This is a genomic window from Psychroserpens mesophilus (genome assembly GCF_050617655.1).
Lineage (GTDB): Bacteria > Bacteroidota > Bacteroidia > Flavobacteriales > Flavobacteriaceae > Psychroserpens > Psychroserpens mesophilus_A.
This window is the reverse complement of sequence record NZ_JBODQC010000130.1, coordinates 1-280: the sequence shown is the minus strand read 5'-3', so window position 1 is coordinate 280 and position 280 is coordinate 1. Positions and strand designations below refer to the sequence as shown.

General features: G+C 34.3%; 1 protein-coding gene. It reads right to left on the bottom strand.

All coding sequences use genetic code 11. The features are described from left to right. On the bottom strand, window positions 1-280 hold a 280-nt coding region (locus tag ACRHNM_RS16635; RefSeq protein WP_431137738.1), incomplete at both ends, for a hypothetical protein.

Genomic DNA, 280 nt, shown 5'->3' with positions numbered 1-280 from the left:
ATCCCAAACAAACTGATTTGCACCATTTTCAACTTTAAGCATATTCTTTTTGTCTTTGGTTGAAAAGCTCTTAATGGTATCCCCTTTTGTATCAAAATAAGTTAGAGCTACTTCGTCGTCTTCCTTGTAATCTTTTAAATTGAAATACGTGATAACGCCATTTGGATGATTAGTGCCAGCTGTTAAACTTCCTCTTCTACCTCCACCTCGCATTCTATAAGTGTCCTTTGGTTGAAATAAAACAGTTTTACTTAAATCCGCATCGTATAATTGATGAATA